Source organism: Methylobacterium sp. Leaf89, assembly GCF_001422215.1.
Taxonomy (GTDB): Bacteria; Pseudomonadota; Alphaproteobacteria; order Rhizobiales; family Beijerinckiaceae; genus Methylobacterium.
Genome location: NZ_LMML01000023.1, coordinates 73,719 through 99,595, shown reverse-complemented (window position 1 = coordinate 99,595; position 25,877 = coordinate 73,719). Strand labels below are relative to the sequence as shown.

General features: G+C 67.5%; 18 protein-coding genes, 3 pseudogenes and 1 riboswitch. Of the genes and pseudogenes, 12 read left to right on the top strand and 9 right to left on the bottom strand.

Translation table 11 applies throughout. The annotated features are described in order from the left end of the window. Positions 1-8 precede the first annotated feature (8 nt). Together ASF18_RS08545 and ASF18_RS08540 are read right to left on the bottom strand one after the other, a co-directional pair. Positions 9-698 (bottom strand): hypothetical protein, encoded by a 690-nt coding sequence (locus tag ASF18_RS08545; RefSeq protein WP_056350847.1) that lies wholly within the window; start codon positions 696-698, stop codon positions 9-11. Further along, the gene (locus ASF18_RS08540; protein WP_056350845.1) at positions 695-2,296 is read right to left on the bottom strand and encodes an adenylosuccinate synthetase; all 1,602 of its coding nucleotides are present in this window, start codon (positions 2,294-2,296) and stop codon (positions 695-697) included. The genes ASF18_RS08545 and ASF18_RS08540 overlap by 4 nt, the downstream gene beginning before the upstream one ends. Before the next feature lie 658 nt (positions 2,297-2,954). On the opposite strand from ASF18_RS08540, the pseudogene ASF18_RS23610 reads away from it, so the two are divergent. Beyond that, positions 2,955-3,439, top strand: a pseudogene (locus ASF18_RS23610) (transposase); the annotation flags it as partial. Between the two features lie 102 nt (positions 3,440-3,541). Here ASF18_RS23610 and ASF18_RS23605 read toward each other — a convergent pair. Next, positions 3,542-3,850, bottom strand: a pseudogene (locus tag ASF18_RS23605) (ATP-dependent RecD-like DNA helicase); the annotation flags it as partial. 492 nt (positions 3,851-4,342) lie between these two features. Between ASF18_RS23605 and ASF18_RS08525 the strand changes: the two are divergent. The 11 genes and pseudogenes from ASF18_RS08525 to ASF18_RS08475 form a co-directional block, all read left to right on the top strand. Beyond that, positions 4,343-4,852 (top strand): sigma-70 family RNA polymerase sigma factor, encoded by a 510-nt coding sequence (locus tag ASF18_RS08525; RefSeq protein ID WP_056350841.1) that lies wholly within the window; start codon positions 4,343-4,345, stop codon positions 4,850-4,852. Positions 4,853-4,949: 97 nt separating this feature from the next. Then, positions 4,950-5,900: a FecR domain-containing protein gene (locus tag ASF18_RS08520; RefSeq protein ID WP_056350839.1), complete on the top strand. Its 951-nt coding sequence runs from the start codon at positions 4,950-4,952 to the stop codon at positions 5,898-5,900. A 112-nt stretch (positions 5,901-6,012) separates the two neighbouring features. Beyond that, positions 6,013-8,634, top strand: a complete 2,622-nt coding sequence (locus ASF18_RS08515; RefSeq protein WP_056350837.1) for a TonB-dependent receptor — start codon at positions 6,013-6,015, stop codon at positions 8,632-8,634. 57 nt (positions 8,635-8,691) lie between these two features. Then, a complete protein-coding gene (locus tag ASF18_RS08510) occupies positions 8,692-10,275 on the top strand; it encodes a PepSY-associated TM helix domain-containing protein (protein ID WP_056350836.1) in 1,584 nt (527 codons plus the stop codon). Between the two features lie 358 nt (positions 10,276-10,633). Then, positions 10,634-12,415: an IucA/IucC family protein gene (locus tag ASF18_RS08505; protein ID WP_056350834.1), complete on the top strand. Its 1,782-nt coding sequence runs from the start codon at positions 10,634-10,636 to the stop codon at positions 12,413-12,415. Continuing rightward, complete coding sequence (locus ASF18_RS08500) at positions 12,399-15,386, top strand: IucA/IucC family protein (RefSeq protein WP_056350832.1); 2,988 nt, start codon at positions 12,399-12,401, stop codon at positions 15,384-15,386. The genes ASF18_RS08505 and ASF18_RS08500 overlap by 17 nt, the downstream gene beginning before the upstream one ends. Continuing rightward, positions 15,383-16,711, top strand: coding sequence for a DUF6005 family protein (locus ASF18_RS08495; RefSeq protein ID WP_056350831.1), 1,329 nt, complete (start codon positions 15,383-15,385; stop codon positions 16,709-16,711). Before ASF18_RS08500 ends, ASF18_RS08495 begins: the two co-directional genes overlap by 4 nt. Next, complete coding sequence (locus tag ASF18_RS08490; protein WP_056350829.1) at positions 16,708-17,550, top strand: sugar phosphate isomerase/epimerase family protein; 843 nt, start codon at positions 16,708-16,710, stop codon at positions 17,548-17,550. Before ASF18_RS08495 ends, ASF18_RS08490 begins: the two co-directional genes overlap by 4 nt. Positions 17,551-17,599: 49 nt before the next feature. Beyond that, positions 17,600-17,878: a DUF2218 domain-containing protein gene (locus ASF18_RS08485; protein WP_056350827.1), complete on the top strand. Its 279-nt coding sequence runs from the start codon at positions 17,600-17,602 to the stop codon at positions 17,876-17,878. A 52-nt stretch (positions 17,879-17,930) separates the two neighbouring features. Further along, the gene (locus ASF18_RS08480) at positions 17,931-18,446 is read left to right on the top strand and encodes a GNAT family N-acetyltransferase (RefSeq protein ID WP_056350825.1); all 516 of its coding nucleotides are present in this window, start codon (positions 17,931-17,933) and stop codon (positions 18,444-18,446) included. A gap of 3 nt (positions 18,447-18,449) precedes the next feature. After that, positions 18,450-18,931: pseudogene (locus tag ASF18_RS08475) on the top strand (GGDEF domain-containing protein); the annotation flags it as partial. A gap of 377 nt (positions 18,932-19,308) precedes the next feature. Beyond that, a riboswitch (cobalamin riboswitch) is annotated at positions 19,309-19,510 on the bottom strand. A 96-nt stretch (positions 19,511-19,606) separates the two neighbouring features. On the opposite strand, the gene ASF18_RS08470 reads toward ASF18_RS08475, so the two are convergent. The 6 genes from ASF18_RS08470 to ASF18_RS08445 all read right to left on the bottom strand — a co-directional run bounded on the left by ASF18_RS08470 (position 19,607) and on the right by ASF18_RS08445 (position 25,756). Continuing rightward, a complete protein-coding gene (locus ASF18_RS08470; RefSeq protein WP_056350820.1) occupies positions 19,607-20,101 on the bottom strand; it encodes an AAA family ATPase in 495 nt (164 codons plus the stop codon). Positions 20,102-20,151: 50 nt separating this feature from the next. After that, complete coding sequence (locus tag ASF18_RS08465) at positions 20,152-21,114, bottom strand: hypothetical protein (protein WP_056350818.1); 963 nt, start codon at positions 21,112-21,114, stop codon at positions 20,152-20,154. After that, on the bottom strand, positions 21,089-21,907 hold the full coding sequence (locus tag ASF18_RS08460; protein WP_056350816.1) for an ABC transporter ATP-binding protein: 819 nt from the start codon (positions 21,905-21,907) through the stop codon (positions 21,089-21,091). The genes ASF18_RS08465 and ASF18_RS08460 overlap by 26 nt, the downstream gene beginning before the upstream one ends. Then, positions 21,904-22,938 carry an iron ABC transporter permease gene (locus ASF18_RS08455; protein ID WP_056350815.1) on the bottom strand — a complete coding sequence of 345 codons (1,035 nt, stop codon included), beginning with the start codon at positions 22,936-22,938 and terminating at the stop codon, positions 21,904-21,906. Before ASF18_RS08455 ends, ASF18_RS08460 begins: the two co-directional genes overlap by 4 nt. Next, positions 22,935-23,720 carry an ABC transporter substrate-binding protein gene (locus tag ASF18_RS08450; RefSeq protein WP_056350812.1) on the bottom strand — a complete coding sequence of 262 codons (786 nt, stop codon included), beginning with the start codon at positions 23,718-23,720 and terminating at the stop codon, positions 22,935-22,937. The genes ASF18_RS08455 and ASF18_RS08450 overlap by 4 nt, the downstream gene beginning before the upstream one ends. A gap of 83 nt (positions 23,721-23,803) precedes the next feature. Then, complete coding sequence (locus ASF18_RS08445) at positions 23,804-25,756, bottom strand: TonB-dependent receptor (RefSeq protein WP_244472631.1); 1,953 nt, start codon at positions 25,754-25,756, stop codon at positions 23,804-23,806. Positions 25,757-25,877 lie beyond the last annotated feature (121 nt).

Genomic DNA, 25,877 nt, shown 5'->3' with positions numbered 1-25,877 from the left:
GGTCGCTTTCATGGGCCGTCGTCCAGCGACGATCCGGGACGCCGCCAGAGTTCGGTTGGATTCGCTTGTTCGACGCGGTGGACCGCGATGACATAGTCCCTGATGTCGGGCACGCCGCCGACTACGACGAGTTCGACGACGGCGTCGCTCTTTCCTCTCTTCGTTTTCCAATCGTCGAACGGGTAGTCCGCGATCGGAAGAAACGTCTTCCTGCCGCGTTCGACGGGTTTCATGATCGTGGACCCGCTATTGATCGGGCTGAGCAGGATCGAAGCCTGATGCTTCTCGACCAGCCCGGCCGTGTCGAGGGTCAGCACGACCTGTGGATCCTTCCGGTACGCGCGCGCGCCGAGCAATCTCCTGAGTCGCTTGCGCGACAACCAGAAGAAGCATTGGGAATTCAGGGTGCGATACCAATCGACCGGCTTCAATTCGTCGAGCAGACACTTCTGCAACGCGCTGTCCGACATGGGGATCTGATCCCGGACGATCGCCCCGGGCAGTCCGGGAGCGGCGATGGCCACGGAGCTGGGGCGACGCGTCAGCTCGATCGCCCGACGTTTCGCGCCCTCGTAGCCATATAGATCGAGCAGCGCGCTGGTACTGAGAAGTCCGTGCTCTTGGATCGACGTCCAACTGCCGTCCATCGCCATGTGCCATAGTCGCGGATACGTTGCGACGAGCTCGTCGACGGTCATCGCCAGCTCCTGCGATCGATGATTCCGCGTGGCTCGAACCGCGTGGTGATGAGAGAGACCCGCGCGTTCGTGACCTGTTCGACCCCTTCGATGAAGTCGCGTGTTGCGTCGGTCAGATCCTCGAACCGCCGCGCGTCGCGGTTTGCCACGTCGATGTAGTCCGAGAAGCTGAGTGCGATGTCGGTTGCCCCGTTCAGCACGGCCGCACGACGCACCTGTTCCCAATCGAACTCGCCGATCCTCCGCGCATTGTTCGAGATCGAGCCTTTCTCTGTCTGAGCTATTTCTTCTTCCGATATCCCCGAACGATCCGAAATCTCCTGGTAGGTGATGGGACGGCTCATAGGGCCGGACGTCCCTCCCACACGGATGGGATAGGTTCTCGTCACCATGACGACTTTTCTGACACGCCCGGGTGCGATACCCGCGTCGGCGAGACAGCCGGCGACTGTCGTGTCGCGGGATGTGACGTGCGGATAGGAGCCGTGGTGGAGGCTCAGTTCCGTACCCTGGGTACCTTCGAGAAACACTTTTCGGCCACGCGCGAAGGCGTCTTCGAACAGCGGCGCAGTCGGACGTACGAAGGGCTTCAGTTCCTCGGCTTCGCGGGCGAGACGAACTGCGATTCCGAAAGGTTGCGGGTCGAAGCGACCGAGGATCTTTCTGGCCGTTGCGGCACCGACGCCCTGCTTGGTCGACCCGATGCGGTCGCCATGCTGAGTCTCGTGTTCCCGGTCGGACTGCTCGATGATCATGGCCTGCGGGTCGATCGAAAGTCGATCGGGCGTCAGACCGATGTCGGCGATCTCCTCGAGTAGACGCGGGATCCAGATCGTTGCGCCAGCGCCCAGAACGATCTTGGCATCCGGATTGGCTGCAGAACCTGAGGGTAGATGTACGTAGGTGGTCGGCGTCGACCGGGGCGGCAGAACAGCCTTGTGGCCGGCATTCGGCCCACCCACGCGCACGAGCATGTCATAGCCGGGCGCAAGATAGCTGCAGACATGACCCTTGCCTTCGCTACCGTACTCACCGCCGACGACGACATCCACGAGCCGATCGAGTTCGAGCGGGTAGAGGCCTAGTCCCGCGACTGCCTGGGCGACGACCGAAACAGGATCGCAGCGGGTCGCATCGACGACGCGATCGGCCACGCACTTGAGTGAACGGATCGCGCGTTCCGTCTCGCTGTCCTTTAGCTGATCATAGTCCGCGAATTCAGCAATCTTTCTTTTGCGGCCAGCATAGCGCTCGGCCAGCACGGCGTCGTCTGCGTCGACGAAGACGTGCCAGACGCGCCATTGGCCGCTGAACCTCGTACGGATATGGTCAATCTGCTTTTTGATGCGGATCGCATCCACGATCACGACCTGGTCGGGGTCGGTCTTCAATACCCTTTCGAGTTCATCCGCGACCCATCTACCATCGGTGGTCTGATCAGCCGTCTCGCCGGCGTTCTGCAACTCCTTGCGATCCGAAGCGGTGCCCCGACTCTGAAGCATTTCTCGCGTTGAATAAGTGATTGCGGCGAATCGTTCTTCGAGTACTTTGGTGAAACTCGACTTCCCAACCCCTACAGGTCCGGACAGCGCCAACATCAAACGCACTTTCGATCCTCCCTTGGCCTACCACCTCTTGCCGACACTCGAAGCAATCCGACCTAGAAGCTGTTATGAACCGGCGGCCTGCTAAGTCATTGTTTTTGCTAGGCCGAGATGCAGGCCTGTTTTGGCAGCCCGGCAGATGGACCCGCCCCCGAAGCTTTCACCGGGCAGATCCTCGTGCTTGAACAGTCGCGCGGAAGTATCCCGGTGTGATCCACGTCGGAAATGGCAACAGGGATTTGCGAGAGGTTCATAACAGCCTCTAGGCTTGCGGCATGGCGTGTCGCAGCAACGAGAGGTCGACTTGTTATCTGCTGATAAGCGGCCACATCTTCACGTCTGGAAGGTCGGGGGCGGTCATATTGCAACCGGTCGCCATGGTGGGGCAACCTTCGGTCAAAATCAACTTAAAGAAAAATGTAGATAGCAGGCGCCGAACCCAGGTTGCGCTTTAACCCAGATCGGCTCCGTTTGCTGTCTCTTCGCTCCTTCGAAGCCATTCCTTCGCAGGCGCATCATGTTCCAAAGCGCCGGCATCGGTGTGGACGTGGTGAAGATGCAGGTGCGCCAGCAAGGACCCTGACCCAGCAAACTGGTCCGCGCTGAGCGCAAGTTTTTCGGGCATCCTGAACCCTGAAGGAGGGTGGATGCCATGCCTCGCAAACGCTTCACGAATGAACAGATCGCCTTCGCCCTGCGGCAGGCGGAGAATGGCGTGACGGTGGACGAGGTCTGTCGGAAGATGGGCGTCTCTGAGCCGACATTCTACCGCTGAAAAAAGCAGTTCGTCGGCATGGGCGTGCCGGAGATCCGACGGCTCAAGCCGCTGGAGGACGAGAACGGCAAGCTCAAGCGGCTGGTCGACGATCTGACGTTGGACCGCTCCATGCTGCAGGATGTCCTGAAGGATCAATGGTAAGGCCCGCTGCTCGCCGCGAGGTCGCCGGCCACCTGCAGGTGGTCTACGGCATCAGCGAGCGCCGGGCCTGTCCAGCTACGGGCTTCGGCCGTTCGTCCCAGCGCTACAGGAAGCGCTCGGACCCTTCGGTCGCGCTGCGGATGCGGTTGAAGGAACTGGCCGCCGCACGGGTGCGCTACCGCTATCGGCGGCTGCACATCCTGTCGCGACCGGAGGGTTCTCCCCCCCAAATGCTCGTCGATTGCCTCGATAAGGCCGGTCTGCAGAACGTCCCGGCTGCCGACGAAAACGACACGTTCGATGCCTTGCGTCAGGGCCGTGTAGATCAACGATCGATCCAGTAGCCTTGAGGCGACTATCGGGATCACGACGGTGCGGAAGGCAGAGCCCTGAGCCTTATGCACGGTTATCGCATAGGCGTGGTCCAGATCATCGAGAGCTCGACCAGTCAGGCGATGCTCGGTCCCGTCGAAGAAAGCGATCACGTCGCCGTCCGTCTCGATGGAGACCACCTCGCCCAGGCTGCCGTTGGGGAGATCCCGCCGGCAGTCGTTGCGCAAAAAGACCACCGGCTCGCCGGCGACGAAGCGAGATGGTCCTGCCGTGCCTCCGAGAGAGCCGGTCGGCATAAAAGCGGGTCAGAGCGTGATCGTCGCGCCGCCTAGCGGCAGGTTCCATTTGCATATCTGCCAGGACTAGTTCGCCTCCGAGTTCTGATGGTGTGGGTTGGAGACGGGCGATCCTGATACGATCCGGTTCATCGGTCCAAGCGATTGGATTGAACGCGAAGGGCGGTAAGCCAGCGTCGGGTCGTGCCCTTTGAGGAAACGCGCTTGCGCCCCCCGCCACTCCCGTCGTTTCTCGCCGAGGTCAAGATGTGTGGGCATACTGCAACAGCCTGCGGCATTTGCAATCAATAGAGGGCGAGGCCGTGCGGAGCGTACCGTCCCTCGGGGGTAATGTTTCCGACAGAACGACAGCGCCTTGAAGCACCATGGCCCGTGCATTTTAGAAACTATCTAAACTATTGAAACACTTGCATAATTCCCGAATAGCTGTTTCCTCGGTTCATCGAGATCGAGCGATCACGGATTGATCCAGGGGTGATTGGAGCGGGGTTCATGCAGCCGACATTGATCGAGACGCTGCATCGGAGCGAGGGCGTCAGGCTTCGGCGCTTTCTTCTGCGCCTGCTCGGCAGCCCCGACGCCGCCGCCGATGCTCATCAGGAAACCTACCTGCGGATGCTTGGCGCCGTGTCGCGTGCGCCTGTCGAGCACCCGTCCGCCTTCCTCTTCCAGGTCGCCAACAACGTCGCGCTGCGGATGCGGAACCGGCATCGGCTGGAAGGCACGCTGTTCCAGGCCGTGACCGACGGGGACCTTGCGGAGATCGTCGATGGATCTGCCATGCTGGAGCGCCAAGTGATCGCGCGCCAGGATCTCAGACGGTTGGCGGCGGCCATCGACGCCTTGCCGCCCCGGTGCCGCGAGGTCTTTTTGCTCGTTCGGTTCGAGGGCCTGTCGAACGGTGAGGTCGCCAGCCGCCTGGGCATCACCCGGAACATGGTCGAGAAGCACCTCATCAAGGCGCTCCTGCACTGCCGCCGCCGCTGCGCCGATCTTCTTTGAGAGACGACGTCAGGAGATTGGCGGCCCGTTGATCTGAGGGTGTAGGAGCAGGGGGCTGGGCCGTCCGGGCTTGGTGCATTCCGGATGGAGCAGGGCTGTGGCTGGCCGCGACGAGACCGACGCGCACGACGCGGGAGAAGACCCGGTCTACGAGGCCGCCGCGGCGTGGGTCGCGCGCCTCGCCTCGCCCGATGCGACGGACCGGGACCGGGACGCCTTCGAGGCCTGGCGCGCCGCCGACCCCGCCCATGCCGATGCCCATGCCGAGTTGGAGGGGTTGTGGCGCAAGCTCGGCCAAGTGCCAGATCCCAGGCTTCGCCGCGCATCGTCCAAGGGGGTAGCCGGGATTGCCATCGTCCTCGTCCTCGGGGCCACGCTGGCCTTTCAGCTCGGGCTGATCGACTGGCTGCGTTCCGATCTCTGGAGCGGCGTCGGCGACATCGTCCACGCGACCCTGGCGGATGGCAGCCGGATCGACCTCAACACCGATACGGCCATCGCCCTTCGCTTCAGCGAGACCGAGCGTCGGGTCGAGCTCCTGCGCGGAGAGGCGTTCTTCGACGTGGCCTCCGACCCGCAGCGCCCGTTCGTGGTGCGCGGCGACGGGTTGAGCGTCCGGGCCGTGGGTACGCGCTTCGTCGTCCGCGCCGACAGCGCGGAGATCCCGGTCGGCGTGATCGAGGGTCGCGTCGATGTCGCGGCGTCGGGGCGCCCCGTCCGGATCTCGGCGGGCGAGGCGGTCCGCCGCGCGGAGGCCGAGTCCCTCTCGGTGACGGCGGCGAACACGGACCGGATGACGGCGTGGCGGGAGGGACGCCTGCGCTTCTCCGGCGAACGGCTCTCCGCCGTGCTGGCTGAATTGGACCGCTTCCGTCACGGACGCATCGTCCTCCTCGACGCGGCGGCCGGCGAGCGCCGCGTCACCGGGGCCTTCGACGCGCGCAACACGGACGAAGCCCTCGACGCGATCGCCGCGACCATGGGCGTTGAAGTCACGCGCCTGTCGCCACTCCTCGTCCTCGTCGGATCACCGTTTCGGAAATCGTGAAATAAGTTCGTCATCGAACGTCAGGATTCCGGGGCCTCGTTGATCTCAATCGGTGGGGGGCGAGCGGGCGCGACGCGTGCCGCCTCCCTTCGAGAGATGGACGGGGCTTGGAATGACGGCGCGCGGGCGTGGGATTGCGAATGAACGGCGGGTCGGTCTGGCCCTTGCCGGCGTATCGATGCTTGTGATGGTCCCGCCGGCCGTTCAAGGTCAGGAAGTGCTTGGTCCGGACGAGCACGCCCGAGAGGCGCAGGGCCAGTCTGCGCGTCGCACCCGGCCCGTGCATGAGCGAACCGGGAGCATCCTCGCCCTCGCGCCGGAGGCTTCAGCCCCGAGCACCGCGAAGCGTGTCGCCCTGGCGATCCCGAAAGGGCCGCTCGAATCGGCCCTCGTCGCCTTCACCGAACAGGCCGGGATCAAGCTCGTCTACGCGACCGACCTCACGACGCGGCTAGTAACGGACGGCCTCGACGGCGCCTTCGAGCCCCTCGACGGCCTCGGCCGGCTCCTCGCCGGAACCGGGTTGAGCTTTCGCGCGGTCGGCCCCTCCACCATCACGCTGGTGAACCCGCGCTACGTCCAGCTCGGCGGCGAGCCGGCCAACGCGGTCGCGCTCGAGGAACTCCACGTGGCCGGGTCCGCGCAGGCTCCGGGGGTGGTCACCGGCTTGCCGCCGCGTTCCGGCACCGTGGGGCAACCGCCCGTCCCCTATGCGGGCGGCCAGGTCGGCAGCGGCACGCGGGTCGGCCTCCTCGGCAACCGCTCTGTCCTGAAAACGCCCTTCAACGTGACGGGCTACACGGAGAAGCTGATCAACGATCAGGAGGCACGCTCCGTCGGCGACGTCGTGCTGAACAATCCGTCCGTGCGCAGCGACGCCCCGCCCTACAGCGAGCGCGACTCGTACTTCATCCGCGGCTTCTCGGTCACCAACCTCGACACCGCTTTCGACGGCCTGTTCTACATTGCCAATCCGCGCCGCAGCTTCACCGAGGGGCTGGAGCGCGTCGAGGTCCTGCTCGGGCCGACGGCGCTTCTCAGCGGTGGCACCGGTCGCGTCGGAGGCACCATCAACCTCGTGCCGAAGCGGGCCTATGACGAGCCGCTTACACGGATCACCACGAGCTACTTCAGCGATTCGCAGTTCGGGACCCATCTCGATTTCGGGCGGCGCTTCGGCACGTTTAAGGAGTGGGGCGTGCGCTTCAACGGCGCCTACCGCAACGGCGACACGCCGCTGGACAAGAACGCCATCGAGGTCGGCGTCGCGACGCTTGGCATCGACTACCGCAACGACCGCTTCCGCGCCTCGTTCGATTTCAACCACTCGACCCAGAACATCACGGCACCGACCTCGCTGTTCAATGCGGTCGCGCCCGGCATTCCCGTGCCACGCGCGCCGAACGCACGCCGCAACACCGCGAATGCCTTCGAGTACAACGACAGCCGCTACAACATGGCCGCTGGCCGGGTCGAGTACGACATCCTACCCGAGACGACGATCTACGCGGCCGGCGGTCTCAGCCGATACAACGAGGACTTCCTGACTTCGAACTACCGCGTGATCAACACGACCGGGCTGGCGACGAACTCGCTCGCCATCCAGCCCCTGGAACTGCAGGGGTTCACCGGTGAGGTGGGCATCCGGACGAGCTTCCAGACCGGTATCGTCGGGCATCAATTTACGGTGGCGGCCGTCGAGGCGGTCAACAAGAACTACTCGCGCGGCTTCGTCCCCTTCGCGCTGCCGATCTACAACACCAACATCTACAACCCGGGCGACCTGCCGTTCGGCTCCGTCGCCACGGGCCTGTTCCCCCGCTCCGAACAGCAGCCTCTGTTTACGGAACTCTCCGCGCGCAGCGTCGCCATCGCCGACACCCTGTCGCTGGGCGAGGACCGGTTCCTGCTGACCCTGGGCGGTCGCTTCCAGGACATCGATCTGAAGAGCTACGCCACGCGTCCGGGCCCGACGCAGGGCAACCTGGCCACCAGCTACCAAGAGGGCCGGTTCAGTCCCGCCATCGCGTTGGTAATCCGTCCCTTTGAGAACCTGTCGTTCTACGGAAACTACATCGAGTCCCTCGATGCGGGGCCGTCCGCCCCGGCGACGGCAATCAACTCCAGTGACGTCTTCGCCCCCGTGGTTAGCCGGCAGAAAGAGGTCGGCGCGAAGGTCGATTTCGGCACGGTTTCGCTAACGACCTCACTCTTCGAGATCGAGCAGCCGAGCGCCTTCACCGATCCCGCCACGAACCGGTTTTCCGTGAGCGGCCTGCAGCGCAATCGCGGCATCGAGGTCAACGTGTTCGGCGAACTCGTTCCGGGTGTGCGCCTGCTGGGCGGTGTGACCCTGATCGACGCGAAGCTCGTCAACACGGTGGGCGGCCGGTTCGACGGCAAGGCGGCGCCGGGCGTTCCCGATACGGCGTTCAACCTCTACGGCGAAGTCGACCTGCCGCCGTGGCTGGTTCCGGGCCTGACCCTGACGGGGCGGGCGATCTACACCAGCAGCATGTTCTACAGTCAGGACAACACCCAGTCGGTACCGGACTGGACGCGGTTCGATGCGGGCCTGCGCTACACGTTCGAGGGCGTGAACGGGAAGCCGGTGGTGATGCGCGCCACGGTTCAGAACATCCTCGACGACTCGTACTGGGCCTCCGCCGCGCGCGGCTTTCTCGCGGTTGGCGCTCCCCGGACGGTCATTCTCTCCGCGACCGTCGACTTCTGACGTGACCGGCGGACCCGACATCGTGCGATCCGGGCCGGTGATGCGGGAGGGCCCGGCATGAGGGCAAGCTTTCGCCAGTCCATGGCGTGGCTGCACACCTGGTCGGGCCTGATCGTCGGCTGGGTGCTGTTCGCGATCTTCGTGACGGGCACGGCGAGCTACTACCGGACCGACATCTCCCGCTGGATGCGGCCCGAACTCGGCCTCGCCGAGCCCCTGCGCGGCCCCGAGCTCGCCGACGCTACCGAGCGGGCCGTGGCCTACCTCGCCTTGCACGCGCCGCGGGCCCGGTCGTGGTTCATCGGCCTGCCACGGCCCGAGAAGCCGGTGCTCGACCTGTTCTGGCGCACCCGTCCGGGTGAGCCGCCGGGCCACGTGCACCTCGATCCGGCCACCGGGGCCGAGGCGGTCGTTCGCGACACCGAGGGCGGCGACTTCCTCTACCGGTTCCATTTCGAGCTGCACATGGCGCCTCTCTGGGGGCGCTGGGTGGTCGGCATCTGCGCGATGATCATGCTGGTGGCGCTGATCTCCGGCATCCTCATCCACCGGCGCATCTTCGTGGATTTCTTCACCTTCCGCCGGGACAAGGCGCCGCGCCGCAGCTTCCTCGACGCGCACAACGTCAGCGGCGTGCTGGCGCTGCCGTTCCACCTGATGATCACCTATACGGGCGTCGTCACCCTGGCGACGTTCTACATGCCCTGGGGCGTGACGACAGCCTATCAGGGAAACACCCAGGCCTTCTTTTCCGAGGCCGCCTGGATCACGACGCCGCGCCGGCCGGCGAACCGGCCCGCCGTCCCGACCCCGGTCGGCCCCCTCGTGGAGCGCGCGGTCGCGATGGTCGCCGAGCCCCTGGAACGCCTCACCATCGTCAACCCGGGCGACGCCCACGCGACCGTCGTCGCGCTGTTCTCGGAGCCGCGCGGCATCGCCCGCGACCATCCGCAGATCGCCTTGGACGGCGTCAGCGGCGCGGTGCTGGAGGTGCGCGGACTCGATCTCAGGGCCGCCGCCAAGACCTTCACGACCATGACGGGCCTGCACGAGGCGCACTTCGCCGGCGGTGCCTTGCGCCTGCTGTTCTTCCTCTGTGGCCTGATGGGCTGCGCCACGGTGGCGACCGGGATCATCCTGTGGTCCCTCGCGCGGCTGCCGCGGGCGGGCGAGCGAGCCTTCCCGGGCCTTCGCCTCGTCCAGGCCCTCAACGTCGGCGTCGTGGTGGGCCTGCCGGCGGCCGTGGCCGTCTACTTCCTGGCCAACCGGCTGCTGCCCGTCGGCCTTGCCGGCCGGGCCGAATGGGAGATCCGCGCCTTCTTCGGGGCCTGGATCATCGCCGCGCTGGTGCCGTTGGCCCGCTCGCATCGCCGGGCGTGGTGCGAGGGGCTCTGGGTGGTGGCGCTCCTCTGCCTCGCCGTCGTGGCGGCCGACATCCTCACCCTGCCGCAGCACAGCCTGCGCCGGTCCGGCGCCGATCCGCTCTTCGCGTGGTTCGACGCCGCGATGCTGGCGCTGGCATTCCTGTTCGCCGTCGCGGCCCGGCGGGTCGCCCGCTACGAGGCGCCCGAGCGACGGCACCGGCAACCCCTCATGGCAGGCTCCGCGATGTCGACGCCAGCCACTCGGATCGGCTCGTGAGCACCAATCACCAGACGCATATTGGAAAGACGTAAGTTGGCTCCATCGAGTTTGATTCGCGTCTTGATCAAAAGTAATTCTAATGAAAGTCTCGCAAAAAGACATTACTTGTTTCTATGTTGACTTTGTCATAGGGAATAAGTAATATGAAGCGCGATTTGGTTCATTTTATGGAACCGTTCTGCTCGAAATATCATTTCGAAAGCTAGAATGCTTCATCCAAGGCGAGTTGTCGCCTCGATCTTCTGAGGGATGATCGAGGGACATCTATGGTCCATTCGCGCCGGACAAGCCGGCTGTTGCTGGTCCCGCTCGCGGATCGCTCGATCATCCAGGGCTCGAACGAGGTTCGGTCGTCATGCCACCATCGTCTCAAGCCGTCGCGGAGGCGGCGGCGTTCCGCAGCTTCGCCAACGGCTACCTGCGCGAGATCGACCCCGGCATTCCGGTCCGCCACACGCTGCCGGACGGCCCTACGGCGGGATGCGTGGAGTGGAATCTGCGCAGCCGCCGCCTCGCGATCCGCGCGGAGATCCGGTCCCCGTCCCTATGCGGCGCGCAGGGCTTCGGCCGCCTCTGGACCCGCCATCTCCACGAGCCGCGGTGGCGCGATGTGCCGCCGATGCACGCGCTTCAGGATCTTCTCGGCGAGGCCTATGCCCGCGTCGGCCTGGGCGAGGCCGCCCGCACGCAGGAACTCGAACTGCTCGGGCGCATCCTCGACAGTTATCGCGAGACGGCCCGCCAACTCGACCTCGCCGCACGGGAGACGGGCGAGGATACGAGCTTCATCGGAGCCGAGCGCGCCCTGGTGTTCGGCCACTGGCTCCACCCGACGCCGAAGAGCCGGCAGGGCCTCTCGATCTGGCAGGCGCGCGCCTACGGACCTGAGGAGGCGGGCGGGTTCCGGCTCGCGGTGTTCGCCGTCGATGCGGCCCGCGTCCGCCACGATTCGGCTGTTCGGCGATCCGCGCCGGAGATCGCCCTCGACCTCCTCGGCGCCGATGCCGCGAGCCTGCCGCTGCGCCCCGGCGAGATCGCCCTTCCCATGCACCCGCTCCAGGCCGACGCGCTGATGCTGGAGCCGCATGTGTCCGCGATGGTGGAGGCGCGGCACGTCCGGCGCCTCGGCGATTTCGGCCCTCGCTACACGGCGACCTCCTCGTTGCGGACAGTCTACGCACCAGACAGCCCGTGGATGGCGAAGTTCTCGCTACCGGTCACGCTGACCAATTCCCTGCGGCTGAACCGCTTCGCCGAACTCGAAGCCGGCGTCGCCATGGCACGGCTGCTGGCCCTGAACCGCTTTGGCACCTGCCATTCCACCTTCCGGATCGTGTCCGACCCGGCCTACCTCACCCTGCACTGTCCGGGGCGCGCCGAGAGCGGATTCGAGACGGTTTTGCGCGAGAATCCGTTTCGCGGCGGCGCCGAGCGGGGCGTCGCGACGCTGGCGGCCCTCACGGCCGAGCCGCTGCCCGGCCGCGCTTCGCGGCTGGAAGCGCTGCTGCGCCGCGTCGCTCCCGGTGGCGTCTCCGCGCGGGCCCACGCCGCGCGGGCATGGTTCGGCCTCTACCTCGACTGCATGCTGGAACCCATCGTCGCCCTCTACGATGCCCATGGCATCGCCCTGGAGGCGCACCAGCAGAACGCGCTCCTTGATGTCGCCACCGGCTGGCCTCGCCGGGGCTATTACCGGGACAACCAGGGCTTCTACCTGTCCGAGGCGGCGCGGCCCCGGCTCCTGCGCCAGGCGCCCGAGACGGCCACCATCGCGGGTCTCTACTTCCCTGAGTCGGAGGTGAACCGGCGCCTCGGCTACTACTTGGTGGTCAACCAGATCTTCTCCGTGATCGCCCGGATGGGGCATGACGAGATCCTACCCGAGGCGATCCTCCTCGACGACCTCGCCGCCCGCCTGGAGGCGATGGCGCGCCGCATGACCGGCGCGGGCCGCACCTTCGCTCGTTCGGTGGTGGAGGGATCGACCCTCTGCACCAAGGCCAACTTGCGTGTGCGCCTCGCAGACCGCGACGAGCTCGCCTCGGGGGACGGGACGGACAACTATCGCGATATGGCGAACCCGCTCCGCGCGCGGGCGATGCTGCGCAGCGAGGCCGGCCGTGCCCTTGCCTCTTGAGCGCGTGGACCAACCGGAGGCGCGCGTCCTGCGCCAGCTCGCGGAAGCGGCCCTGTTCGAAGGCCTCGCCGAACGGGAGCCGGCGCAGGATACGGAATACCTCGCCTGGCGGATCGGCGCGCTGCGCCTGCGTGCCATCGGCAGCCTCGGCCCGTTCGACCGCCCGCGTCTCGCCCCCGGAATGATCGAGATGGCGGGGTCGGACGGGTCCTGGCATGCGGCCGACCTCGTCACCCTGGTGGAGGCTCTTCCTGGCGAGGGGGAGCGCCGGGTTCGCCTGCTGGCGGAACTCCGGCAGACGATCGCGCTCTGCCGCTGGAATGCCGAGACTTTGCGCGGGCCCGACCGCCGCGCCCTGACCTTCGCGGCCCTCGACGCCGCGCTATCGGAGGGCCATCCCTATCACCCGTGCTTCAAGGCGCGCACCGGCTTCAGCCTGGACGATCACCGTCGCTACGGGCCGGAATCCGCCGCACCCTTCCGCCTCGATTGGCTGGCCATTCGCCGGGACTCCCTTGCCCTGTCGCTGCCGGGGCAAGAGGCGGCTTTCTGGCAGGCCGAACTCGGCGGGGAGACGCAGGTTCTGGGGCGTCGCCTCGGACAGGCCGGGCATTCCTTCGAAACCCACGCCCTGCTCCCCGTCCATCCCTGGCAGATGCGTCGGCTCACGGTGGGGCCTCTGCGGTCCTGGTTCGCCGAAGGACGTGCGGTAGCCCTGGGATCCGCCGGTCCACGCTACCGCGCCACCCAATCCCTTCGCACCCTGCACAACCTCGACGATCCAGGCGCCGCCAGCGTGAAGCTCGCCCTCGACGTCGTCGTGACGTCGAGCCCGCGAACCCTCGATCCGCGCTTCGTCCTGACCGCCCCCGCCCTGTCGGACTGGCTGGCGGGGATCGTCGCGGGCGACCCGCTCCTGCGCGGACGCTACAGGCTGGACGTCCTGCGCGAATACGCGGCCGTCCTCGCCGACCGCAACGGGTCGTGCGCGGGCCAGCTCGCGGCGATCTGGCGCGAGAGCCCGGATCTCGCTCACGGCGAGGCGGCCGTGCCCTTCAACGCCCTGATGGTGTGCGAGGCCGACGGTACCGCTTTCATCGAACCTTGGCTGGCGCGCCATGGGCTGGCGGCGTGGCTCGACCGCCTCGTCGAGATCGCGCTCCTCCCGGTCTGGCATCTTCTGGTGGCTCACGGCATCGCCCTGGAGGCGCACGGCCAGAACATGATCCTTGTCCACCGCGACGGCTGGCCCGAGCGGGTGATCTTGCGCGACTTCCACGAGAGCGCGGAATACGGCGTCGACTTCGTCGCCGAGCCGGGGCGCGTGCCGGATTTCGGCGCCATCGACCCTGCCCATGCCGGCCCGGTGGATGACCGTTTCCATGCCATGCGTTCGCCCGCCGTGCTGGCCGAACTCGTCAGCGACAGCCTGTTCGTCTTCGGCGTCTCCGAGATCACCCACCTGCTCGGCCGGCTGCACGGACTGGACGAGGCGAACTTCTGGCGCGGCCTCGGCCTTCGGCTGGCGCGGCACGCCACCGAGCACGGCCTTCAGGACCGCTTCGCACGCCTCTGCATCGACGCTCCCTCGCTGACGGTGGAGGCGCTGCTGGCGCGCAAGCTCGGGCTGGCGGAGGCGGATTGCAGCCGCCGCGTGTCCAACGCGCTGTTCTTCTTGCCCCGACAATCTTCCGGAGACGCCATGATCGAGATCGACGGATGCACCATCGATACGGATGCGATGGAGGCCGCCATCTGCCGGGTCGGGCGCCAGGCCCGGCTTACCGGCGGCAGCGGCGAGCGTGTCGCCATGCGCCTGCGCGACACCACCGAATGCCTCGCCTTCATCCTGGCCGCGCGCCGGGTCGGCGCGACGCTCCTGCCCATCCACCCCGCTGTCCCGGATGACGGTGCCCGGCGGCTCGCCGCCCGCGCCGGCTGTCACCGGATCTTCCTCGATAACCTGGACGGCGAGGCGATCGCGGACGCAAGCCCACCGGTCCCGGGCGAGGGGCAGCTCCTTCAGATGAGTTCCGGCACGACGGGCGAGCCCAAATGCATCGCGCGGGCCTGGAGCGCCGTGGAGCGCGAAGTGGAGAGCTATGTCGCCGCCTTCACCGAGCCGGCCGGGATGACCCCGGTCGTCGCCTGCCCGATCACGCATTCCTACGGGCTGATCTGCGGGGTGTTCGTCGGCCTGCGGCGTGGACGCGTGCCGGTGCTGCTCGACACCACCAATCCGAAATACCTGCTGCGCCGCCTGCGCGAGGTCGAGCGTCCGCTGCTCTACACGGCGCCGGCCCTCCTCCACACCCTCACGCGGATGCTGCCGGAGGACGCGCGCATCCACGCGGCCATGACCTCTGGCACCCTCCTGCCCGCGCCCTGGTTCGAGACCATCCGGGGCCGGGTCGAGCACCTCTTCCAGCAATACGGCTGCTCGGAGGCCGGTTGCATCGCCATCAACCCGAATTTGCAACAGCCCAACGCCATCGGCCGCTCCCTGCCCCATCACCGCGTCGCGGCGGGCGCAGAGGCGGACCACCCGGCCGAGATCGTGGTGGAGACCGAGGCCGGGTCCATCCGCACCGCGGATCTTGGGTATCGCCGGGCCGACGGCATGCTGATCTTCGTGTCGCGCCTCGACGACACGATCAACGTCTCCGGGCTCAACGTCTATCCGGGCGAGGTCGAGGACGTGGTGATGGCGATGCCGGGCATTACCGACGCGGTGGCCTTCGCCCGGCCCGATCCCTTCGCGGGCGAGCGGGTCACGCTGATGTTCAGCGCCGAGGCGCCCGTGCCGCCCCGAGCCCTCCAGGATTGGTGCCGGCGCTGGCTCGCCGGCCATCAGGTCCCCGGCGAGGCCGTTCAGGTCGCGGCGATCCCCCGTCAGGCCAACGGCAAGATTTCGCGCCGCGCTGTGGCCGAGCGCCATCGCAGTGGCCTCCTCGAGGAGGCCGAGGCATGAAGCGCGAGACCATCGTCACCGCCATCGGCACCGTGCTGCGCGAGGAGATGCACCATCCCCACCTCGACGGCTTCGGTCCGCAGGCCCGGCTCAACGAGGACCTCTACCTCGACTCCGTCCAGCTCCTGCAACTCATCCTCGCCCTGGAGATGACGCTCGGCCTGTCCGTTCCCGAGACGTCGATGAGCCGGCAGGCGATCGCCACCGTCGCCGATCTCGCGGAGATCCTCGCCCCTGCTGAGCAGCCCGCAGCACAGCCTCGGCAGGTCACGGTGCAAGCCGATGGGTCGGCAGCGATGGCCGAGGGCGTCCATGGCGAGATGCCGTACGACCTGAAGATCCACTGCTTCGTCAGCTGCGTCTGCGACGGGCTGAAGGCGCGCGGGATCGACCACCGGCCGTTCTACGCCCTGATCTGGGACGCCGAGTTCGCCATCACCGAGGATTTCCGGCTCGCCTACCATTCCGACGCGATGGACCACGAGTCCTTCCGCTACTGGTTCGAGCGCCTCTACGGCGTACCGCTCCTGGCCTGGTACGACCATGTGGCCTCGAAGGACGCGAACGTCGCCACCCTCCTCGGCCTCCTCGCGCGGCGCTCGCCGGACGAAATCATCATGGTGATGCTGGACATGTTCCACCTGCCGGAGCGGGAGAACAAGTTTAACCAGAACCCCTTCCCGCACTACCTGCTGGTGGCGCTCTCCGACGACCCCGAGGCCTGGCAGGTGCGCGATCCCGATTTCCGCTGGGAAGGACGTATCGCGCGCGACACACTCCTCACCGCGATCCGCCAGCCGACCGTCGCTGGCGGTTACCGCTTCGATCCGTCCCTCGCCCACCCGCCGGCGGATGCCGATCTCGCGCCCTTCTTCGCGGCGTGCTTGCGCCCCGACGCCAATCCGCTGATCGACGCGGTGCGCGCCATCGTCTCGGCGCATGCGGAGGCGCGGGGCGGCTTGCGTCTCGCCGATGTCGGCACGGCGCTCCGGGAACTGCCGGTCATCACGATCCGCAAATGGGCCTACGAGCACGGCTTCGCCTTCATCTGGCGCGCCCTGCGCTGGCCCGACGCCGAGTTCCAGCGGATCTGCGACGCGATTGAGGCGCTGGTGAACGGCCTGACCGCGCTGCACTACGCCGTCCTCAAGCTCGCCAGGACCGAAGACGCCACCCTCGTCGCACCGATCTTCGAGCGTCTCGACACCCTCGACGCGGCGGAATTCGCGATCAAGCGGCAACTCGGCGAAGCGTTCGAGGCGTGGCGCGAGACCAAACTCGTCTCTGGGCGAGGAACCCCTTTCCGCGAAAGGCTCGACGCATGAGACTGTCCCTCTGCACCATCAGCTTTCGCCACCACCTCTTGTCGATCGGCGAGATCGCCCGTTTCGCACGCGGCAGCGGCTTCGACGGCATCGAGCTCTGGGGCGTCCACGCGCGCAACATCGGGCCGGGTGATCACGGCGCCTGGCTCGCCCATTACGGCCTGCGCGTGCCGATGCTGAGCGACTATCTTCTCCTCGACGCACCATCAGAAGCCCTGACGCGGAGCCTCGCCGAATTGTGCCGGCTGGCGGAGATCTGGCGGGCGCCGCGCCTGCGCACCTTCGCGGGGAGCAAGGCCAGCGCCGCTACCTCACCGGAGGAGCGCGCCCTGATCGCGCGCCGCCTCCGAAGCGCGGCCCGCACCTTGTCGGACCACGGCCTGCGGCTCCTCGTGGAGACCCACCCCGGCACCCTGGCCGACACGACGGACTCCCTCGAGCGCTTGCTGCACGAGGTCGACCACCCGGCGCTCAAAGTGAATTTCGACATCCTCCACGTCTGGGAAGGGGGAGACGACCCGCGCGCGGCACATGACCGGCTCGCGGAGCACATCGACTACTATCATCTCAAGAACGTGCGCGACCGCGCCGACCTGTCGGTGTTCGAGCCCGCCAACGTCTACGCCGCCGCCGGGCGGCGCGACGGCATGACCGGCCTGTTCGACGGCGTCCTGGACTACGCGGCTTTCCTCGAAACACTGCATCCGGACGCGGAGGGCTCCCTCGAATGGTTCGGCGGCTCCTGCTTCTCCGTCCTGCCCGCCGACCTGTCCGGGGTCCGGCGCACCACCGCCCGGCGCCATAACGAACAGGCGTTCCATCTCGACGTCGCGGGTTGAGCGCGCCGCCTCCGCGAACGAAGCTTCCTCCACCCAGCAGGATCGTGCCATGCCCGAGAGCCGCGCCGTCGTCCCAACGCCCCACGCGAGCCGCTACCTTCAGCAACTTTGCAAGCACTGGTCGCACCGATTCGAGATTGAATCCAGCGCCACCCTCGCTCGGATCGCCCTGCCTCTCGGCGAGACGCGGCTGAGCGCCGATGCGGAAGCGCTGACCATCGATCTGTCGGCCGACGACGCAGCCAGGCTCCCCGGTCTGCGCGATGTCGTGGTGCGCCATGTCGAGCGCTTCGCGTTTCGCGAGACCCTGAGCTTCCAGTGGTCGTGACGCATCCGGCCCGATCCGGGGCCGAAAATTCTTCCGACATCGGGGAGGTGACATGATGGATTCCGAAGCCAAGATCCGGGCCATGCGCGACACCGACGCGTCGGGCATCTTCGAGATCTACAATCAGCCGTCCTTCCGCTTCGGAACGCTCGCGCTGCCCTATGAATCCTTCGAGACCGTTCGGAAATGGGCGGAGCCCCGGTCCCCGCGCGACCTGCACCTCGTGGCGGACTGGGGCGGCCGCGTCGTGGGCGCGGCGGCCCTGCGCCCCTTCTACGGGCGCCGCGCCCATGCGGCGGAGTTCTGGATCGCCGTGCACGATGACATCGCCGGGAAGGGTGTCGGCTCACGCCTGCTCGCGGCGATCATCGACACCTCGGACAACTGGCTTAACGTCACGCGCATCGAGATGACGGTATTCACGGATAATGCGCATGCCATCGCCCTCTACGAGAAGTTTGGATTTACCATTGAGGGGACGCACCGGGCCGCGAGCTTCCGGAACGGTACGCTCGTCGACGCGCATTGCATGGCGCGTCTGCGGCCTGACGGGTCGGCGCACACGTGATTCAAGGGTAAGCCCGCCGCCCTGATCGGATTGATCCAGAACATCACCGAGCGACATGGCCTTGAAACACAGCTTCGGCGGCTGGCCCGTACCGACGACCTGACGCAGCTGGCCAACAGGGCCGAGTTCAACCGCGTCCTCGACGCGCGACTGCATGAGGCGCGTACTGCGAACAGCGACGTTGGGCTGCTGCTGATCGATCTCGACGGCTTCAAAGGCGTGAACGATGCGCTCGGCAATGCGGCGGGCGACGTCGTGCTGCGCCATGTAGCCGACTGGCTGCGTTCATTTACCTACGAGCGGTGGCTCCCGCCGCGTCTGGAGGCGATTAGTTTGCGGTCGTCGTACCTTCCGGCCTCAATCGCGCAGGACTGGACCGAATGGTGCGGCGCCTCCTGCCCAACCTTGAGATCGTCATAGATGGACAAGGTCAGATCGCGCGTGTGACGGGAACCATCGGCATCGCTTGGTCAAATTGGGCGGCTGTTGATCTGCGCGCCTGAAATCACTCCAGCGCTCGCCGCATCGACGGTCCTGAGGCTACCCCCGATGCCGGTGACACCGCCGACGTACCCTGCGCTCGCGGCAGGCCCGCTCGTGCTCGTGGTTAGCGCCTCCGCCGCCACCGCGAGTTCGGCAAGATTGGCTTCTGCTGCCTGGGCAGAGGCTCTTTAAGCCTGAGCGCCGTAGGGCACGAGCTGGCGCAGGAGGCGAGGAGAAGGGTTCGGTAGGCGGGCCGTGAACGAAGGGGCGACTTAGGACCTCGGGCGACGTCTGTGGCACGTCACCGCGAAGACGCCGGTCCGCCCGCGACATGCTAACGCCTGGACACCCACCAAGACACCCCGCCCAATGCGTTTCGCGTGTGGCCACGACTGACGGCAGGTCTCCTGGCTCGCGGGTCGCCGCCCTCTCATCGCCTTCCCAGATCCTCGCAGATCCAGTGACGTGTTGATGATGTGCTCGCCGCTTACAGTTGCGGGGGCAGCCACGGCGTTGGAGCTGCCCCCGCACCGCGTTCCCTTTTGATCCTCCGGGGAGGAACCGTCACGGCCGAGGTACCATGCCGACGCCCATTTCCGTCAACGGACCAAGTGCAATGCACGAGGAGTTATGCTCTGCCGGCAACACTCGAGAAGACGGATCGCGCGCTCCGTCCGTCAGCTCAGGACCTCGACCTGCTCCGGCGGCAAGCTACGCCACCAAGCGTCCGGGGATCGGAAAACCTCGTAGGTGAACCGGAGGACCTCATCCGGCTGGCGATGCGACGGGTCCACGCGACCGCGCTCCGCGTTGCGGGACTTGAGGACCTCCCACGGCACGTCGAACACTTTCCACTCCACGGTGAGCCCGTGTCGGGCGACGATCCCGAGCTCGCGCTCGAACACGGATCTGGTGAGATGGGTGTCCGCCATCACCACGCTGAAGCCGTTCGTCAGGGCGGCAAACAGGGCTGCTTCCTTGACCCGGTGCAGGACTTCCCGGGCCGCATCGTCAAGTGAGCTCTGCCTGAGTTCCCAGTAGACCTGCCGGTGCGGCGGCCAGAGTGTTTGCCGAAAGTCGTCGAGGGTGAGGTGGACCCAGCCGTCGAGAGGATCGAAGCGGCGGGCGTAGGTGGTCTTCCCCGCGCCCGGGCAGCCGATCAGGCCGATCACCCTCTGGGGCGCCCCAGGACGATTCCTGCCGGGCAACGTCCGGGTCACGGTCAGGCCGCCGAATCCGCATCCTCGTCGTCGCCGGACGAGCCCTCAATGATCTCGCCGCGCAGGTAACGTGCCTGGGCCTCGGCGACGCGGCGTGCGCCCTGGGCATGGCGGATCGACACCGTGCCGCCGGGCGCCTCGGGCCCGCCGCGCTTGATCGCCACGAGTTCCGGGTCGCCCCACTGGTCGAGCATCGCCTGGAACGCTTCGTAGCGGCCGGTATCGAAGGCGATGCGGTCGCCCATCATGTCCTTGTAGGGGTGGGCCGGGTGCAGGCCTCCGCAGGGGACCCAGCCCGCCGGGATCGGCGTCGTGGCGGCATGGGTCCGACCGCTGCGCAGGAGCTTGGGCAGGACGTGCGTGTGCGGACCTTCGGGACTGGTACCTCCGGGGCCGGGGATCGGGGCATAGACCTCGACGCGCCCGACCCGCGCCAGGAACACCCGGTGCGGGCTCATGGAGACGAGATGCGGCCCGATGGGGTTGGCGTGGTCGAACAGCGGCATGCCGACGCCGGTCCGAAGCCGCTCGACGGCCTCCGGATCGCGTACCCGCACGCAGGCATCCACGGCGAGCAGGTCTAGGCCGAGGTCGAACAGGATGCCGTCGCGATCCTCGATTCGGGCGGCGTTCCGGTCGGGCCCGAGTTCCGTCACAACGGTCCTGCGGTTCATCGCGCAGGTCGCCTCCGGTAGGCAGAGGGCGACCGCGTGGTTCCAGCCCGAGGCGACCGCGGTTTCGTAGGCGATTGGCCTCAGGTCGGAGCTAGGTGTCAGGGCGATGGCCCCGCGCGCCGTCGCAAGTCCCAGGCGATCGTCAGGGAGGGCCAGGGCAGGCTCGTCCGGATCGCGCATGAACTCGGCGATGGCGCCGAAGCTGCCGAGGCTCCAGGCCGTGCCCGGATCGGCAAGCGCCTCGCGCAGGAGGGCCACGACAGCATCAGGGCTGGTGGGGGAAGGCTGCATCGATGTCCTCCGGATGTGGCCCCGAACGGCTCCAGGGCAGGATATAGGCGGTTCCGTCCGGTCCGGCCCCACGGCACGCCGTGACGCCGAACGCGTCGGCGAGCAGCCGGTCCGTCAGAGCGTCGTCCGGGCGTCCGTCGGCGACGAGGCGTCCCGCACCCAGGACTATGATCCGGTCGCAGAACCGTGCGGCGAGGGTGAGATCGTGCAGGACGGCGACGACGCCGGTGCCGGCCAGGGCCACGCTCCGCAACAGCGTCATGGCGTCGAGCTGGTGAGCCGGGTCGAGGGCGGTAATGGGTTCGTCGGCCAATAGCCACTCGGCTTCGACGGCGAGCGCCCGCGCCAGCAGCACGCGCATCCGCTCGCCCGTGGACAGGGTCGGCTCGGTCCGCTCGGCGAAGTGCGTGACGTCGGTCCGTGCCATCGCCCGGTTGATGGCGGCGTGGTCGACCCCGTCGAGGCCACCGAACGCGCGTCGATGCGGCAGCCGCCCGAGGGCGACGAGGTCACGCACCTTCATCGGCCAACCGGCCCCCGCGCCCTGGAAAAGGACCGCGATGCGCTTGGCGCGCGTATCGCGGGAGATGCCCTTGAGCGGCATACCGTCGAGATCCACGCGGCCCTTGGTCGGGGCGACCAAGCCCGCGAGGGTGCGCAGGAGGGTGGTCTTGCCGGCGCCGTTCGGACCGACCAGGCCGACGAGGGTCCCGCGTTCCAGGCACAGGGTGACATCCGAGAGGATGGGACGTCCGCCGAGGCGAACATCGAGGGCTTCGGTCGCGAGGCTCATGCGCCGCGCCCTCGCTCACGCAGGAGGAGCACGATCAGGAACGGCGCCCCGACGAGCGCGGTCACCACACCGAGCTTGAGTTCCGGGCGCGTCGCCAGAAGGCGCACGCCCAGATCCGCCGCCAGCACCAGGGCGGCCCCGGCGAGGCCACTCGGCCACAGGCTGGCACCGGGACGCGCGCCGACCATCGGTCGTACGAGGTGGGGCACCACGAGACCGACGAAGCCGATCGCGCCGCTCACGGCGACGCCGCTGCCCACGGCCAGGGCTGCGCCAGTCACGAGGCGCAGGCGCACCGAGACCAGATGGAAGCCGAGGCTCGTCGCCGTGTCCTCGCCCAGCGTCAGGGCATCGAGCGCGCGAGCCGTGGACAGCATCAGGCCCCAGCCCAATGCCATCAGCGGCAGGCAGAGCCAGACGTGGTCCATGCTGCGGTCCGCGAGCGACCCCATCAGCCAGAACACGATCTCCAGGGCCGCGTAGGGATTGGGCGACAGATTGAGCGCCAGCGCCGTCATGGCACCGGCGAGGCTCGACAGGGCGACACCGGCGAGGATCAATCCCAGCGTGGTGCCGCCCCTTGCGGCAACGAGGTTCAGGGCGAGCGCCGCCACCGCGGCGCCGGCGATCCCGCCGAGCGGGAGGGAGAGGCTGAGGGAAGCCGCGAACCCGCCGTAGAACACCACCACGGCCCCGAGGGCCGCAGCCGAGGAGATGCCGAGGATGCCGGGATCGGCGAGCGGGTTGCGCAGGTAGCCCTGCATCGCCGCCCCGGTCAGTCCGAGGCTGAAGCCGACGAGGCCACCGAGCAAGGCGCGGGGCAGGCGCAACTCCCAGAGCACCAGCGCCGGCAGTGTCGCGCGTCCTGCGAGGAGGTCACCGGCTGCCGCCGGCACGTCGAAGGGGGCATAGCCGACGGCGATGGACGCCAGCGTCAAAAGGAGAACCAGCAGGCCAAGGAGCCCGACGATGCCGCGTGGTCCGACGACCGCGCGTTCGATCCGGGCGGGAGGTGGAATGGGTACGTTCATGGCACTCCCCGTTCGCGTGCGGCGGCGGCGAGCAAGGCCACGACCTCGGCGACCTGGGGGCCCGGGCATGTCCAGAGCCGGTTCGGGATCGAGACGGTGCGACCCTGTCGGCGCAGGGCGTCGAGGACTGGGTGATGCAACAGGGCGTCGGCGAGCGACGGCCTGCCGGGCTCCCCCTCGTCGAGGACGATGAGGTCGGCGTCGGCGAAGGCAGCCGCTTCCAGCGGGACCTGGCCGAAGCGGTCGCGACCGAGTTCGGCGGCGACGTTGACGAGGCCGGCGGCGCGGATGATCGCATCGCCAAGGCTGCCGGACGCGACCGTGAAGGCATTCGGCCGCATGACGAGTGCCCGCAACGGTCTTGCCGCCGGCACCACCTGTGCCAGCAGTGCATCGAGTTCCGCGACCATGGCCTCGCCGCGCGTGGCGTGCCCGAGAGACGCCGCGACGGTCCGGATCTGGGCACGCACCCCATCGAAGTCGTTGGGTACGCCGAGTTCGAGGAGGGGGAAGCCGACGCGGTTGAGCAGGCCGACGGTCGTTCGCGTCGTGAAGGCGCCGGCCACGACGAGGTCGGGCCGGAGGGCGACGATCTCCTCCGACAGGCCGCGTGTCACTGCGATGCCCATGGCCTCCCGCGCGACGGTCGAGCCGCGTGGGTCATGGGCGAGGTAGGTCACGGCGGCGACCTGATCACGGTCGGCAAGCCGAAGTACGAGCTCGTCCGCGCAGAGGTTCATCGAGACGACATGCCGGGGTCCCCCGGATGCCGGGGCGGCCATCCCAGCGGCAATCGACCAGATTTGGCTGACCGCCAGCATCACCGTCAGGACCGCGAAGCCTGACCGTCGTGCCATCGGCGGTCTCAAAACGCGGTCAGGCGGACGCCGCCATACACGGCGAGGCCTGCCCCGAGGAAGCCGGTGGGGTTCTCGTAGCGGCGGTCGAACAGGTTATCGACCCGCCCAAACACGCTCACCGTCTCGCTGACGTCGTAGTTCACCGCGAAGTTGACCAGGGTAAAGCCCGGGTTCTTGAGCCGGGCGACCGAGAAGTCGCGGTTGCCGTCGACGAAGTGGCCGAGCACGATCACGGTCCCGCTGACGGTCAGGCCCGGGAGGGGGGTCCAAAAGGCTGTCGCGCTGCCCTTGTGGCGGGGCCGTCGCAGGAGCTCCTGGTGGGTGATCTCGTTCTTGGTCACCGTGTTGGTGTAGTCGACCCGGCCCGTAAGGGTATCGGAGAACCGGACAGCGACGAAGGCTTCCGCCCCGTACGATTCGGCCCGGCCGACGTTCTCGTTCGAGGTGAACGTCGCGTTCGAGGTGATGAGGTTCTTGAAGTCGTTGGCGTAGTAAGTCGCGCCGACGAGGACGCGGTCCCCCAGGGGCTGCTCGATGCCGGCGTCGTAGCCGAGGCTCTCCTCAGGCCTGAGGTTCGGGTTGGCGAAGAAGTTCGAGGCGGGGAAACTCTGGAACAGCTGGCTCAGGGTCGGCGCCTTGAACCCGGTGCCGACGCTGCCTTTGATCCGGGTCTCGGTGAGGGGCAGGACGTAGCTCGGGGCGACGCGGAACGTAGTGGCCGGCCCGAAGGCGTCGTTCTCGTCGTGGCGGATGTTGGCCACGAAAGACGCTCGCTCGAAGGGCGTCAGCTGAACCTCCCCGTAGCCGGCCGTGTTGCCGTTCCTCGCCCGCAGGTTGCCGGCCCCGAACGGGCTCGGGTCGGTGGTCGACAGGCTCTCGTTATCGCGCTGCGCCCCGAACAGGACGAGGTTGCCGGGCGAGAGCTCGTAGTCGCCGCGGTACTCGTAGCGCGTGCGCTCGCCCAAGCCCGTCGTCGCGTCCGGCGTGGCAAGGGGGTCGAGGGGGCCCTGCTGTCTGTTGAACAGGTTCGAGTAGTTGATCGCGAAGAGGTTGTGGAACCCAGCGAACGGCGTCCACTCGGCCTCGTTGCGGGTGAAGACCTGCTGCACGTCGGCGGCACTCCGGAACGCCGCCGGGAAGGCCGGGAAGGTGCTGTAGTCGGTGCCGGTGAACAGGAGGCGGGAATTGATGAATCGCGTCACCGAGTTCATGCGGAAGGTGTCGGTGAACTGGTAGCCGAACTTCGCCGAGACGGTCTCGTTGTCGTAAAAATTCGGATGGATCGCGCGGCCGAACGGGACGAAGTTCGGCGGCGTCACCGGCGTCGCGGCCGCACGGAAGTGCTGGATCGACACGGAGTAGTCGAAGCCATTCTCCGACCCGCTGACCCGGCCGCTCTGGTTGAAGGTCCCGAACGAGCCGCCCTCGATCCGCGCGGTTGCCCTGGCCGGTCCCTCGCCACGCTTCGTCGTGAAGGAGATCGCGCCGCCGATGGCGTCGCTGCCGTAGAGCCCGCTCTGGGGGCCCCTGAGCACCTCGATGCGGGAGAGGTCGTCGGTCAGGAGCTGCCCGAAGTCGAAGGAGCCGTTCGGGTTCGACGGGTCGGTCGCGTCGATCCCGTCGATGAGCACCTTCACGTGGTTCGAGTTCGAGCCGCGGATGAACACCGAGGTCTGACCGCCCGGGCCGCCGGTCTGCACGACGTTGAGGCCCGGTACCTGCTGGAGGGCATCCGGGACGGTGCGGCGCTGCTGGGCCTCCAGCGTGGCGGCGGTGAGCACGGTGACGCTCGATCCGATCCGGTCGACCGGGGTCGGAACGCCGGTGGCGGAGACGGAGAGCTCGGAGAGCGTGACGGCCGCCTCGGCCCCGCGCGGGACATCGGCGAAGGGTACGGCAGTCTGCTGCGCAAGCACGGGAGCGGGAAGGGCGGCGCAGGCGAGCGCGAGCGTGCGCAAGCACGCGGATCGGGAGGGGAAGGACACGGGACAAGCCTCGGGCGACGTCTGTGGCACGTCACCGCGAACGAGGCCTGGGCGCTGGCCTGCCGTGAGGACAGCCGAACGCCTCGACACCCAT